We start from the raw sequence: 14,093 nt of genomic DNA, 5'->3' as shown, positions 1-14,093 counted from the left end.
GATCACTTCACTTCGTATCGTCGGTCGGACGTCTGAGGGGGCGCGGCGGCCCCGTGGTGGGAGGCCGGGGTGGGGGAGGCGGGCGCCGGGCCCGCGTCGGAGACGGAGTCGAAGTCGACCAGCCCGCTCTCCTCCAGGACCGTGATGTGGTCCAGCACGGTGGCGTTGGCCGAGGTGGCGAGGGAGCGCACCATCGAGTTCCGGGTCTGCGCCCGGATCTGCGCCAGCAGCGCGAACACCTTGCCGTGCGCGCGCCGCAGCAACTGGATGAACAGCCGCTCGTACTCGGCGTTCGGGGCGTTCGTCAGCTGGTTCAGCCACTCCTGCTGCTGGGCGCTCGGCTTGTCGGGCAGGTCCATGCCGAGGGCCTGGCCGACCTGGAGCACCTGCCGGTCCAGCTCGGTGTGCCCCTCCACCAGGTGCATCCCGGCGGTGCGCACCGAGGGCCGGGTCCCGCGCTGCTGCGCCTGCCGCCCCGCGGGCAGCTCCCACAGCCCGGCCAGCCTCACCTTGCGGACGAAGTCCCGGTCGGCGGCGGACAGGGGGCCGTACGCCGTGCTCATGGTCCCGGCGCCGTCGTCCTCGGTACCCGGCTTCGCGGCGGTCCCCGCTGCGGCGGCCGAAGCCCGGTCGCCGAACTTCGACACGGGGATCAGCAGCGCGATGAGCGTCACGGCCAGGGCGGCGATGACCAGACCGCTCCCGATCGTGTATCTCGTGGCCACCGACAAGCCGCTGACGGATCGCCGTCGCAATGACAGCACAGTGCCTCCTCGCTCCGTGGGCCGGCAGGAGGAGCGGGGCGGCAGCGGCGGCAGGCGCCCTGCGGTGCGCACCCGAACTCCTGGGGTGCCACGGGACGCTAGTGCCCCGTCCGGGGCCGCTGCGGAAGGACCATCACCATCGGATAAACATCCGGGGGATCCCCCGGAGGGCTGCTATCTTGCCGCGGTCCGCCGGTCGGGCGTGGTGTACGCGAAGTTCAGCGCTACCCGCCGCAGCCCGGCCCGGCGCAGCGCGGTCACCTGGTGGTCGGTGGTGTCGGCGCGCAGCAGGTACGCGTCCCCCGGCCGGTGGTGCGCCCGGTGCGCGACCTCGTCGGCCGCCGCCGGCAGGCCCGTGCCCCGGGGCCCGTACTGGAGCAGCCCGCCGTCCCGGGCCGATCCGGGAGCCTCGGAGAAGAGCACGAGGGCCAGCGGGTGGCCGTGGGTGTGCTCGCCGTGGGCGTCGTCGTGCCGGTGCAGGATGTCGATGACGTGCCGTTCCAGCGGATCGGCGACCGGCACGGCCTCCAGTGCGGAGACCGCGCGCACCAGCTCGATCAGCGCCGGGTCGTGGTAGACGCGCGGGATCAGCTCCGACTCTTCGGCGATCAGCAGTCCGCCGAGGGTGGTCATGGGCCGGGGCGCACCCCGGTCCTGGTGGGAGGCCATCGATTCGAGGCGCCGGATCTCGCGCCGCAACGGCACGAGACGGTCGGGCGGGACGAGCCCGGGGAGCGGTACGTAGCCCTCTGCGGCGAAGCGCTCGCGCAGGCCGCGGTGGTCGGCAGGCAGAAGCAGCACGAACCGTTACTACCCCGCGGCGCCGAACGCCGACCGGACGGCCCGGCAAGGCCATCCGGTCGGCGGCATCGATTACCCGTGGTGGCCCTCACGGCCGGGGCACAGGTCGAGCGGGTCGCACAGCATGACGACCTGGTAGGGGCCCTGCGCGCGATCCGTGCCGTGGGGTGCGAACCGCCACTGGGAGGGCTTGACGTGCCGGGTCCGGCCCGTCTTCTCCACATGGGCGTGCAGGGTGCGCGTCGCGGAGTCGTTCGTCTCCACCATGACCTCGTCCGCGGCGAGCGGGAAGTGGTCATGGAGCAGGCACAGGCCGAAGCGGTCCAGGTTCCCGTGCTTTTCGAGCACGTCGACGAGGTCCTGTACGAAAGCCGCGTCCGAGGGCCCCAGCCCTTCGGCCTCCTCGAAGCGGGGGAGCGGCTTCCTCGTGATGGTGGATTCCTTGGAATGGGTCATGACATGTCCCATGGGGTGTCGGCGGATCCCCGATGCCATCATCGACCGCCCGCAGGTCCCGTGCAATCCGGTTGGCGGCGGCCGAGGGGGTGAGTGCCGGGTGCCCCGTCCGCGTGTCCGGGTACGGCCGGTCCGTGCCGCGTGTTAAGGCCTTGAGGACGGGGTGCTGGACGAGGCGGTGCGGACGGGGCGCGATCGTGAAAACCCGGTGGTGGTTGCTTCTTCTACTGTTGATTTCCGTGCTGGTTGGGTGGGGAGGAGCGGCGCAGGCGCGCGCAGCGGCCCCCGACCCTTGCTGGCGGGAGCGGCTGACGCCGCGCAACGTGTCCGCCAGGCTCGATTTCGACTACCACAACCGCATTTACGCCCAGGTGACCTCGAACTTGACCGTCACTGTTCCGGTGGACGCGTGGCCCCTCGCGGAAGACCTGGCGAGCAGTGAGACATCGGCCGAATACAAGACCGCCATGCGCTGCCTGCTCCGCGACGACGACGAGGATCCGCGGAACCGGGAATGGCGATACCGCGATCCACTGGTAACGGTCCGGGGCGGCATGGTCACCGTGGATTACGAGGCGACGGCCTGGATCGAGCAGGCTCGGGGGTTCTGGCTCGGTCCGTGGAAGATCGAGGTCGATCCGAAGGGGGAGAAATGGGTGGTCCGTCTTCTGCCGCCCAGGTCGCTGGACCATGCCAAGTGGGGGCAGGTCGAAGTGAAATTGAACGGGCTCGAAGCCCACGACGTCTTCCCCGAGGTGACGTCCGCCGATCCGGTCCGGTTGGTGTGGTCCGACCCGGAATCCGTCAGGGTGCAGGTCTATGTGGATCCGCCCTGGCAGCGCTCATTCAACGTGGGGGAGAGGTGGTGGTCGCTGGGCTGGGTGGGCGTCGCCTCCTGGTGGGTGTTCACCTCGATCGTGATGGTGGTGGGCGTGTGGCGGGCCTGGCGGGAGAAGGGTTCCCGGCCGTCCGCCGAGTCGGGCCCCGAGGGCTGGGAGGGGCTCGCCCGGATGGTCCGGCTGTGGGCCGTGCTCAGTGTCGTGGTGGCCCTGACACTGCGCCTGCTGCTCCTGGACCCCCCGCAGCCCGTCCCTCCGTGGCGCTACCCCGTCACCCTCCTGCTGGGCGCGGTCCTGCTGCTCGCCGCCCGCCCGTGGCGCCGTTCGGGCCCTTCCCCCGCGGTGGGGGAGACCGGAGCGGCCGGCCTCGCCGGGACGAGGGAACGCCGGCCGGGCGTGATCGTGGCCGTGGCCGTGATCGCCGCGGCCGCGGCCGTGCTGGGCTACTTGCGGGTCGTGCCCTCACGAGGTGACGTCGTGCTCCCGCTGTCGGCGCTGGCGACGCTCTGGTTGTGGCTGGCGGCGGTGGCGGCGTGGGCGTGGTGCTTCGCGCGGGAAGGGGAGCTGCTGCGGAGGTCCTGGAGCAGGGCGCGGGACGATGCGCCGGTCCGGTGGACCGTGGTCGCGGGAGCCCTCCTGGCAGGGGTCGCGGCGGCCCTGCTCTCCTCCTTCTGGTGGACGAAGGACCGCAACCTGAGGCGCTCCAACTGGCTCGTCGACCCGTCCGGGACCGCGAGAGCCGAACAGCAGGCCAGATTCCTGGAGGAGTTCGCCTACTCCGCACTCACCTGGGTCTACGCCTACGCCTGGCTGCTGTCGGGCATCGCGCTCGTCGCGCTGCTGAACATCCGGGTCAAGGCACGGCGGGCCCTGGCAGACGGCAAGGGCGAGGCCACCTCGCTGGGGCCGGCCGGTGCCGACCTCCTGCTGACCGTGGCCGTCTTCGCCCTCGCCGTAGGGTTCAGGCAGGTCGAGTTCGCGGGCTCCAACGTGCTGTTCGGCTTCTGGTTCCTGATGATGATCGGCTCCCTGTACGCCGTGGCCGGGATCGGCCGGCGGTACTCCGTGCTGGGCCGTACCGGACCGGAATTCCGCCGGCGGCGACTGGGCACGAAGCGGAGCAGACACGTCCTGCTGGCGAAGGCGCACGAGTTCCGCAACGTCCACCACCAGCTGTACTTGCTGGACCGGGGCCGCGGAGAGGGAGACCTGAAGCGCGATGACCTGGAGAGGAAGCTCGGCGGACTGCAGAAGTGGCTGTTCCGCGGCTGGGACGGCGAGGGCCCGCCGCCGGAGCAGATCTCCGTGCTGGACACCGCCCTCAGCTGGGGCCCCGGCAAGGACTGGTGGGACAACGCCCGGCGTGCGGGCCGCCTGGCCTTCGGCTTCGGGTTCCCGGCCAGTGTCGCGCTGGTCTGGCTGAGCTACCTGAGGGACGGACCGACCCAGATGGCCACGTTCCAGAGCCTCGTCGGGATCCCCGAGATCGTGGCGAAGTGTCTGGCATGGCAGGTCGCGTGGACCGGCGCCGGCCTGGTGCTGGGGGCGCTGTGGCGCGTCCTCCCCGGACGCCGCAGTCCCGTGAGGGCGCTGAGCCTGACCGCCGCCTACGCCGTCCCGGTCTGCGTGGGCGCCCTCATCACCGAAATCACCGACACCGAACTCGGCTACGTCTTCCTGCACGTGGCGCTCATGCTCCTGGTCCTCACGCTCACCAGCATCTGGATGGACATGGAGAGCTTCAGCGAGGAGCGGAGGTTCTGGCCCAGCCGAGTGGGCCTGCTGCTGTCGGTCTACCAGCTGCGCGGACTGTCCACGCAGGTCGCCTACCTCGCCGCCCAGCTGGCCATCGTCGTGGGCGTGTGGCGCAGCCTGGCCGGCAGCGACTCCCGGCCGAAGTAGGCGCGGCCGCTCAGTCCACCAGCCCCCGCAACCGTTCCTCCACCGTCTCCACCAGCCCCGCGATCACCCCGTCCGGCGACGGGCTGTAGTGCGGCACCGCCCACCGGGTGATGCGGGCGTCGATCAGCGCGGGCCGGCCCGAGGCCAGGGCCGCGCGGAAGGCCTCCTCGAACTCGGACAGGGTCTCCACGCGGTAGCCCTCCGCCCCGCACGCGCGCGCGTACGCCGCGTAGTCCGGGTTGCGGAACTCGACCAGCGCGGACTCCCCGTACGTGACCAGTTGGTACAGCTTGATCAGCTTGAACTGGCCGTCGTTGAAGATGACCCAGATGACCGGGATCTCGTTCTCCACGGCCGTCATCAGCTCGAAGCCGGACAGCGAGTAGCAGCCGTCGCCGCAGCCGACGACCACCGCCCGGTCCGGATGGGCGACCTTCAGGCCGATGGCCCCGTTCACGTGTCCGGCCATCGGACCGAAGGAGCCGGCCTTGCGGAAGTTCTGCCCCTCCTCCAGCTCCACGTAGTAGCCGAGCCACGCCAGATGGGCCCCCGCGTCGGCGAGCAGCACCCCCCGCGGCGGCAGCAGCCGGCCGATCGACTGCGCGAGCCGGCCCGGGTGGATGCCGTCCGTCAGGTGTGTGATGTGCCGCGCCTCGTAGTCCCGGCCGTCGACCTCCACCGGGGCCACCTCGCCGACCCTGCGCTCCAGCGCCTCCGTCAGCGCGGCCACCGCCGGACGCGCGTCGGACAGCAGCGCGTGGTCGGGCGGGTAGGCCTTGTGGAACTCGCCCTCGGAGATGTTCACGTGGACGAGCACCTTGCCCTCGAAGAGGTCCGGCCGGTAGTTGAACGTGGCGTGCTGGTTGAGGGAGTTGCCGACGCACAGCACCACGTCCGCCTCGCGGAAGGCCTTCCACGCGCTGGAGTGGCCGCTGTCCGCGAAGACGCCGACCGCGAGCGGATGCCCCTCTGAGACGATGCCCTTGCCGTCCAGGGTGGTGAGCAGCGGGATCCGGAACCGTTCGATCAGCCGTTTGACCTCGGGCCCCGCCCCGCTGCGGACCGCGCCGAAGCCGACGAGCGCGACGATCCGCCGGCCCCGCGCGAGGGCGTCCGCCAGTACGTCCGCGATCTCCTCGACCCGCGCGGGATCGGGCAGCACCGGCGCCACGTCCAGCTCGACCGGCCGGAAGTCCCGTACCTCGACGCCCCGGTGGGTGAGGTTCTCGGGCACGTGGATGTGCACCGGTCCGGGCCTGCCCTCGAAGGCGGTGTTCACCGCCTCCTCCAGGACGTCGCAGGTGTCGGCGGCGTCGGTGAGCAGGAAGGACTTCTTGGTGGTGGCGGCGAACATGGCCTGGGAGTCGGGCGTGCGGTTCAGGCCGGAGGTCTCGTTGAGCGAGCCCCAGCCGCGCCATTCCATCGACGCGTACCCCGAGACGGCGAGGACGGGATAGGAGTCCGACATGGCCACGGCCAGCCCCGAGAACAGGTTGAACGCGCCCGGACCGGCCGTCGCGAAGCAGAAGCCGAGCCTGTTGGTGTACATGGCGTAGCCGCAGGCCATGAACGACGCGGCCTGCTCGTGGCGCGTGATCACGGGCCGGATCAGCCGCGAGTGCTTCAGCGCCAGCATCAGGCCGGCCGCGTTCTCCCCGGCACCGCCGAAGGCCGCCCGCACGCCGATGCCCTCCAGCCCCTTGACGATGGCCTCGTAGACCCGCATCGCCTCTCCCCGCTCTCTGCGTCTGCGCCGCGTCTTCGCTACGCGTCCGCGTCCGTGTCCCAGTGCGCGGCGTGCCGGCGGTGCGCGTCGGTCAGGCCGCCCCGGAAGAACCGGTCGTAGTACTCGGATTCGACGTGGTGCGTCTGCAGCCAGACGCCGGGCACGTGGATGGCGTCGGTGTGCGCGGGGAAGCGGCCGTGGGCCTCGTGGACGTACACGCAGATGTCCCGTGCGCAGTCGATGACCCGCCGGTCGTACTCGCTCGCCTCCGCGAGGTAGCGCTGCCCGTAGTCGCCCTTGTAGACGCGGGCGAAGAGTTCCTTGTCCGAGTAGACGCCGTCCTCGCCGAACTTGGACCGGATCACGGAGTCGACCGCCTCCGCCATGGACGGGTAGTGGGGCGGGCAGGCGGCCTTGATGAGGTGCTCGCCGCCGGCCCGCAGTCCCACCGGGTGGGCGCGCAGGGCCGCGTACTTGGGCAGCGGCACCTGCCAGCGCAGGACGTCGAGGGGGCGGAACCTCGGGGTGACGAAGTCGAAGCCCAGCATCCGGCCGTAGGCGCGGGAGAACTTGGGGTCGCCGAGCATGATCTGCGGGCTGATCGTGGCGTGGATCCAGGCACCCAGCCCCATCGCGTCCGCGACCAGCATCATGTTCTGCAGCAGCAGGTCGGCCTCGATCTGGGTGCGCATCGGCCCCAGGGCGCCGAGCGGCATCTTGATGTCGGGGTTGAGGAAGCCGTTGTCGATCCACTTGCGGACCCCGGCCGGGCGGTAGAAGTTGCGGTCGTCGACGAGGGTGGGCCGGGCCCCGTCGGGCTGGGTGAGCAGGTACATCAGGGCGTTGACGTACTGGTGGGAGAGGTCGACCACCGGCAGGAACAGGGTGGTGCCCGGCAGGTTGGACAGGAACCGGTTGGAGTCGAGGTAGGCGGGGAAGTCGCGCATCCCCTCGGCGACGTCGAGCCGGTGGTCGAGCACCCGCACCTTGGCCCGGCGGGCCCGCTCGACCAGGGTGTCCGGGTCGAAGGCGGCCTCCGGGGCCGGCGGGAGTTTGCGCAGGTAGTAGGTGCCCGTGTCATTGATCATGAAGAAGTGGGTGGCCTGCGCGTTGTCGGGGCTGCCCGCGGTACGCCCGGTCATGTTCAGGTTCGGCTTCGCCATGATCGGCTTGTGGTCGCGCGGGTCCTCGAACGGCCGGTCGGGCATGGTGAGCCCCGAGGAGCCGGTGAGGGCGATCAGCACGGCCTCCTCCAGCTCGTCCAGCGGCCGCGGCCGGTTCGGCGAGCTGTAGCTCATCGAACCGGCGGGTACGGACGCGCCCCGGCTGACCCGGTGGGTGCGCCGGCCGAAGACCGTCCCCAGCAGCGGCCGCGCGAGCAGCTCCTCCAGGCCGGGGTGACGGCGGCCGGGGCCGACGGACGAGGACACGGCGGCGCCCCGTTCAGCCGCGGTCGTCGTGGTCGCGGACCGGCTGGACCGGCCGCCAGGGCGTGAAGGCGCTCGCCCCGCGCGGCAGGACGCCCGCCAGCTCCGGGCAGTGCCGCAGGACGACGCTCGTCATGCCGTTGCGGGCGATCCAGTCCATGCCGAGCGGCGTGTAGATCTCGGGCCGGAAGTCGACGGTGAGGAAGCGGTCGCTCTGCAGCCGCCGGCTCGCCATCAGGATGAACACGCGGAACGCGGTGTCGCTGAACCCGAACCCCGCGGGCGGGTTCTCGGCGAACAGCCCCACCACCGTGTCCACGTCGTCCACCGAACGGTAGACCTCCCGCAGCCGCGCGACCGTCTCAGGATCCCCGGAGAGGTCCTCGAACCGCCGGATCCGCGGCTTGTGCAGCCCGGCCCGGAAGTCGTTGTAGCGGGGGACACCGCGGCGCCGGGTGCGCACCAGGTCGACCACCGACAGGTCGATCACCTCCCCGTCGCGCTCGAACTCCTGGAGCGCGCGAGGGAAGTTGTGCAGGGTGATGGCTCCCGGATGGGCGATGCCCAGCGAGTACAGGGAGTCGACCAGGCCGGTCTTGCGGATCAGCGGCTCCGCCGCCGCCCCCCGGAGGCCGGCGAAGCCGAGGGTGTCGAGCCGGCGGCCGGAGCGGTGGTCGACGAACTCGTAGTCGTCGGGGATCAGCGGGTGCATCCGGTAGACGGTGACGAACTCCTCCGTGAGGGCGTACGGGACCCCGTGGTGCTCCGGCAGGGTCCTGGGGATGCCGTCCTTGCCGTTCGCCTCCAGCAGCCAGACGCCCAGCTGGTCGAGCCACTTCTTCGGCGGCCCCTCCCAGTTCGTCCGCATCCCGATGTCGAGCGTCCTGGTCGCCAGGATCGCCGGCGTCCACTCCACCGTGTGGATCTTGGCGATGAGGGCGGAGACGACCAGCCGCGCCGTGTGGTAGATCCGGTCCTCGTCCAGGTGCGGGTACTCGCCGCGCAGGGCCTCGCAGACCGCGTTGTGCTCGCGGGCGAAGAGGGTGTGCACGGCACTCAGGCCCAGCCACCAGTTGTCGCTGAACCCGGTGACCGGCAGGCCGTCCGCGCTCGTCGGCAGGTGCCCCCGCTCCAGCCGCAGCCCGGCACCGCCGCCCGGCTCGCGCAGGGAGGTCGCGACGTCCCGGTCCCCGCCGTACACCTCCGAACCGTCCCACCAGTGCGACACGCCGCCGGCGAACCGGATCGGCGGCCGCCCGCTCCCGGCCGCGTCGAGCGGCTCGTCGTCACCGAAGCGCATCACCCCCTCGCGCGGTCCGCCCGGGGTGTTCCGCCATTGCGTGCCCGGCGGCAGCGGCACCTCGACGCTCCTGGTGCCCACCGGGAACCGCTTGTGGTTGACCCAGTCGTGCACCTGGAACTGGATCCAGGCCGCGGCGATCACGTTCAGGGACGTCGCCGGGATGAAGGCCTCGCGCCGCAGCAGCTCCCTGCTGACGACGACCGGGTTCGGGGTGTCGAACCGGTCCGGCCGGTAGTCCGGCGGCATGGAACGCCCGAACGTCGCGCCGACGGCACCCATCCGCGGCTGCGACAGGTCGTTGTGGCTGCCGTCGTAGCTGCGCCTGACCAGCAGCTCCTCGTCCACGGGCGGCTCCACCGGGCCCGGCCTGGGCGGCGCCTCGTGCACCTCGGTGTCGATCAGGTTGTGCCGGCGCAGCGTCTGCCGGAACGCCATCAGGTTCAGCAGCGCGACCGGGGTGGGCAGCCGGTGCCACGGGACCACCCGGTTCACGGTGCGGAAGGCGGCCCGCAGCGGGGTCCCGAGCAGGGCGTTGCGGCGCGGCTCCACGGTCACGAAGCGGCGGCCCAGGCGGTGCGCGCTGCTCGCCTCGTAGGCGAGCTTGCGGGCACGGTTGAGGTTCCCCAGCGGACGGAAGCCCTCCGCCGTGTGCCAGGGGTTGAAGGCCAGCTGCTCGACCCGCGCCCCGGCCGCCCGCGCCCCGGCCGTGTGCAGGTCCTGGCGCGGAACCGTCAGGGTGGCCACGGGCACCACGGGCGCGTCCCGCTCGCTCCACTCGGCCGCGCCGTCCTCGATCGGGGTGCGGCCCGGGTCCACGTACCGCTGCACGCACAGCTCGAAGACGAGGTCCCCCGCGCCGAGGCGCCGTGCGAGCTCGTCCCGCAGGCCGTCGGGACCGGCCGGCGGCCCCGCCGGGGCGGGTGCGGTGCCCGGAGCGGGCCGCAGCTGGTAGCGCACCGGCCCCGCCCCGCCCCACAGGATCGCGCCGCGGCTCCAGTACGTCTCCAGCGCCAGGCTGGACACCGTGCGCCTGGTCCCCGCGATCACGTTGCGCCGCATCCTGCCCGCCGTCGACCAGCCGACCGCCAGGGGCAGCTTGACGAACAGGGCGAACCCCTGGGCGGGCCGCGACTCGGCGCCCGCCATGGCCTTCGCGAAGGCCACGAACTCGCGCGCGTTCCGGGCGTGCGAGACCGGGAAGCTCGTCATCAGCAGGTCGTGCGCCTCCCCGGGCCCCACTTCCACGCGCAGCGCCGCCCCCCGCAGATCGGGCGCGGAGTCGGGCCGGCGGACCCCGGCGGCGTTGGACAGCCGCACCGTCACCGGGTACGCGGCGCCGGGCCGGGCGAACCCGGTCCGCAGCGGCTCGGGCAGGTCGTCGCGGAACCGCAGCCGCCCGTTCTCCACGCCGAGGACCGCCTTGGCGTGGAAGGTCCGCTCCAGGGCGGCCGCGCCGCTGCGCCGCTTCACCTTGAGCTGGACGCGCAGCAGCTCCTTCGCCAGCCGCTCGAAGGCCAGCCGCTCGGTTTCCGGGCTGCCGCCGACGTATCGCTCGTACCGCTCGACCTCGTCCATGCGCGCCTCTTCACGAAGGGGGCTTCCGGGGCTTCCGGCGGGGCGTGGGTGCACTCCGCACTCCCACGACGTTTCCCCACCCGCGCGGCGGTGTCGTGCGGAGCGGGGCAGACGGGTTCCGGATGTGGCCCCTTCGGGTGGCCGGGGGCGACGCCCGCCCGCGCACCGGGGACACGGAGTGGCGTCGGCGCGTCCGGGAGGGGCAGGCTGTACTCATGAGAGCGCCCCCGCGCTCGCCCCCGGGACCGGGAGCCGGCGGTCACCACCAGGTCCTCTTCCTCCTCGCGCAGTGCGTGCCCTTCGCGATCGCCCTGCTGGTGCTCCTGATCGAGCTCACGCCCGCGCACGTGATCTACACCGGGCCCCTGCTGGTCGCCACGCCCGCCCTCGCGGCGGTGACGACGGGCCCCGGGGGCACGCTCGCGGCGGCGGGCCTGGCCGTCGTCGTCAGCGTCATCACCGCCACCCACAACCAGGCCTGGGGCGGCCAACAGGTGTATACCAATTTCCTGGCCCTGTCCCTGGTCACGGCGGCCAGCTTCACCACGAGCCGCGCCGCCCGCACGCGCCGGGAGAGCCAGCTCAACCAGGTCCGCCGGATCGCCGCGGCCGCCCAGGAGGTGCTGCTGCGCCCGGTGCCCGACCGGCTGGGCCCCGTACGGGCTGCCAGCATGTACCTGGCCGCCGAGACGGGCGCGCAGATCGGCGGCGACCTGTACGACGCCGTCCAGACCCGGTACGGGGTCCGCCTGATCGTCGGGGACGTCCGGGGCAAGGGACTGCCCGCCGTACGGGCCGCGGCGGTGGTGCTGGGCGCCTTCCGGGAGTCCGTGCACTACGAGGACGACCTCGTGGAGGTCGTCAACCACTGCGCGGCGGCCCTCCGCCGGGACACCGCCCTCGCGAGCGCGGGGGCGGCGAAGGACCCCGACGCCTCTGACGAGGCCCTCCTGGAGGGGTTCGTCACCGCCCTGGTGGCCCAGATCCCGGACGGCCCGCACGTCGAGGTGGTCAACCGCGGCCACCCCCCGCCGCTGCTCCTCCACGACGGCGAGGTCCGCCCCCTGAACCCCGGCACGCCCCAGCCGCCGCTGGGCCTGGAGGAGTTCATCACCGGCCCCCCGCCGTGCGCGGAGCGCTACCCGTTCACCCCGGGGGACCGCCTCCTGCTGCACACCGACGGCGTCATCGAGGCCCGCGACCGCGACAGCGCCTTCTTCGACCTGGCCGGCACCATGTCGACGCTGCGCGACCACCCCCGCCAGAGCTTCCTGGAGGGCGTGCGCCAGGCCCTCCTGCGCCACACGCACAGCCGCCTGGGCGACGACGTGGCCCTCGTCATCGTGGACCGGCACCACGCCGAGGGCCGCTGAACCCCTTCACCGCCACCGGCTCCGGCGGCCTCAGCGGCCGATCAGCTTGTGCAGGCCCAGGGTGGCCGCCCCGAAGCCGGTCAGGGCGGCGAGCAGCGCCCCGGCGGCATTGCCCGTGGACAGGCCGGTGAGGGCCCCGACGACCGTCCCGATGAAGGCCGCCATCAGCAGCACCAGCGCCGTCCGCTGGCTGACCAGCGGCTCCGCGTCGGGCGGTGGCGGTGCGGGGGCGGGGGCCACCGGCGCGGGGGCGGGCGGTACGGGGACGGGCCGCGGGGCCGGTTCCGGGAGCTGCTCCGGACGGGGAGGCGAGGGCGGGGGCGGAGTGGTCATGTGGACTCCTTGTCGCGGCCGCTGCGGACGGTGTAGGCGAATCTGGGCATGGCGAACAGCTGCTTGAAGATCCATCTCCACTGCTCGCGGCGTCCCGGGAGGTAGGACAGGATGGCCTTCTGCTCCTCCAGCCACCCGCCCCGCTCCTCCGCGGGCAGCAGCAGGGCTCCCAGATGGAGCACCCGGCCGCCCGGCTCCTTCGCGTGGCCCGCCGGCCTCCGGGCCCCCGCGGGGAGCATGTCCTCCCGGGGTGCGTCGGCGTCGGCGTCCGACGGTTCGCCGGCGTCGCCTTCGTCGTCGTGCTGGGGTTCGGCCGCGAGTCCGAGAGCGGGGGCCCGGAGGTTCGCGTCGGGCCGCCCGACGAGCCGGCCCGGGAGACCGACGCGGGGGGTGACGTCCCGGCTGTTGAAGATCAGCCCGCCCTGGTAGCGGCTGACGGTCGATTCCACGTCGAGCCAGCTGCCGTCGCCGGACCGGAAGCGGTATTCCACGCGCGTGGTGGGCTCCTCCGCGGCGCCGGGGCCGAGGAACCGGCGGACCTCGTGCACCAGGTGGCCGACGTCTTCAGGGTGGACCAGCGCGGCCAGTTCCTGCCCCACGAGCTCCTCGGCGTCCCGGCCGTAGACCCCGCTGGAGGCGGGGCTGACGTACCGGAGCACACCGTTCGGCGCGGCGATCATGATGACGTCGCTGGAGGCCTGGATCAGGGCGCGGAAGTGGTTCTCCTTCTGGGCCAGCTCCTGGACGAGGGTCATGTTGTCGAGGAGCGTGATCCCCAGCCGGACCACGCCGCTGACGACGGCGGTGACGCCGGCGAGGAGGGCCGCGCCGTCGACGCGGCCGTCGTCGAGGACGTCGTGGAGGATCCCGAGGATGCCGGCGGCCGAGGCGAGGTACGGCGCGAGCGCCAACAGCGAGGCACCGGCCGTGCGGCTGCCGGTCCGGGTGGGCAGCGGGGCAGGAGCCGAGGCCGTGTCCGTACGCCGGGAGCCCCGGAGCGCGTACGCGATGAGGAGCGGGCCGCCGAACCAGGCGGTGTCGTGCAGGGGTGTCGTGACGAGCAGGTCGCCCAACCCGATCGAGGCCAGGGCGACGGCGGCGGGGCGGGCGGCCCCGGAACGGCCGAAGTGCAGGACGAGCGCCGTCGACACGAGGGCGATGCCCAGCAGCGGACGGGCGGGGGCGAGCGCGGTGTGCTGGACGGCTTCGGCCGTGGACAGACTCCGGTACAGGGCGAACAAGGAGCCGCCTACCAGCCACGCGTCGAGTGCCAGGCAGACCCGGCCGGCCCTGGTCACGGGCCGTTTGGCCAGGAGGAGGAGGCCCGTGACGGCGGGCGGTGCGAAGTACGGGAGGAGCGGGGCGGACAGGTGGCCGAGGGCCGCCATCGTGAACGACAGAGCGAGCAGCAGCCAGGCGGGCCGGGAACGGCCGTCGCGGTTGCGTCCCTGGCGGAAGCAGGCCGCGGCGGCGGTCGCGGCGGCGGCGCACAATGTGAACTCACCCATGAGAAGGGTGAGTTGCCGAGAGCCCCAGCCCAGGGCGGAACCCACCGCATAGCCGGCGCAGGCGGCTGCGAGGAGAAAGGGCGCCA

The 14,093-nt window shown here is 72.7% G+C and carries 10 protein-coding genes; 2 read left to right on the top strand and 8 right to left on the bottom strand.

Annotated features, from left to right (window positions below):
* Positions 1-2: 2 nt before the first annotated feature.
* The 3 genes from OG553_RS03475 to OG553_RS03465 form a co-directional block, all read right to left on the bottom strand.
* Positions 3-764, bottom strand: coding sequence for a DUF4142 domain-containing protein (locus OG553_RS03475; RefSeq protein WP_405977535.1), 762 nt, complete (start codon positions 762-764; stop codon positions 3-5).
* Positions 765-938: 174 nt separating this feature from the next.
* Positions 939-1,565 (bottom strand): hypothetical protein, encoded by a 627-nt coding sequence (locus tag OG553_RS03470; protein ID WP_405977534.1) that lies wholly within the window; start codon positions 1,563-1,565, stop codon positions 939-941.
* Positions 1,566-1,637: 72 nt separating this feature from the next.
* The gene (locus OG553_RS03465) at positions 1,638-2,021 is read right to left on the bottom strand and encodes a hypothetical protein (RefSeq protein WP_405977533.1); all 384 of its coding nucleotides are present in this window, start codon (positions 2,019-2,021) and stop codon (positions 1,638-1,640) included.
* Positions 2,022-2,053: 32 nt separating this feature from the next.
* Here OG553_RS03465 and OG553_RS03460 point away from each other — a divergent pair, with 32 nt between their 5' ends.
* Entirely contained in the window at positions 2,054-4,762 is a 2,709-nt protein-coding gene (locus OG553_RS03460; protein WP_405977532.1) for a DUF6185 family protein, read from the top strand.
* A gap of 10 nt (positions 4,763-4,772) precedes the next feature.
* On the opposite strand, the gene OG553_RS03455 is transcribed toward OG553_RS03460, so the two are convergent.
* From OG553_RS03455 to OG553_RS03445, 3 genes are read right to left on the bottom strand one after another with little or no spacing between them, the layout of a single operon-like run.
* Positions 4,773-6,488, bottom strand: coding sequence for a thiamine pyrophosphate-binding protein (locus OG553_RS03455; protein ID WP_405977531.1), 1,716 nt, complete (start codon positions 6,486-6,488; stop codon positions 4,773-4,775).
* A 38-nt stretch (positions 6,489-6,526) separates the two neighbouring features.
* Positions 6,527-7,918: a hypothetical protein gene (locus OG553_RS03450; protein WP_405977530.1), complete on the bottom strand. Its 1,392-nt coding sequence runs from the start codon at positions 7,916-7,918 to the stop codon at positions 6,527-6,529.
* A gap of 13 nt (positions 7,919-7,931) precedes the next feature.
* Positions 7,932-10,793, bottom strand: coding sequence for a peroxidase family protein (locus tag OG553_RS03445; RefSeq protein WP_405977529.1), 2,862 nt, complete (start codon positions 10,791-10,793; stop codon positions 7,932-7,934).
* Between the two features lie 215 nt (positions 10,794-11,008).
* Here OG553_RS03445 and OG553_RS03440 point away from each other — a divergent pair, with 215 nt between their 5' ends.
* A complete protein-coding gene (locus OG553_RS03440; RefSeq protein ID WP_405977528.1) occupies positions 11,009-12,166 on the top strand; it encodes a PP2C family protein-serine/threonine phosphatase in 1,158 nt (385 codons plus the stop codon).
* A 30-nt stretch (positions 12,167-12,196) separates the two neighbouring features.
* On the opposite strand, the gene OG553_RS03435 is transcribed toward OG553_RS03440, so the two are convergent.
* Positions 12,197-12,499, bottom strand: coding sequence for a hypothetical protein (locus OG553_RS03435; protein WP_405977527.1), 303 nt, complete (start codon positions 12,497-12,499; stop codon positions 12,197-12,199).
* The gene (locus OG553_RS03430; protein WP_405977526.1) at positions 12,496-14,007 is read right to left on the bottom strand and encodes a PAS domain-containing protein; all 1,512 of its coding nucleotides are present in this window, start codon (positions 14,005-14,007) and stop codon (positions 12,496-12,498) included. Before OG553_RS03430 ends, OG553_RS03435 begins: the two co-directional genes overlap by 4 nt.
* Positions 14,008-14,093 lie beyond the last annotated feature (86 nt).

The sequence above is a fragment of the Streptomyces sp. NBC_00158 genome (assembly GCF_045160885.1).
Classification (GTDB): Bacteria; Actinomycetota; Actinomycetes; order Streptomycetales; family Streptomycetaceae; genus Streptomyces.
The sequence above is the reverse complement of the archived record's forward strand: the minus strand, read 5'-3'. Positions and strand labels throughout refer to the sequence as shown.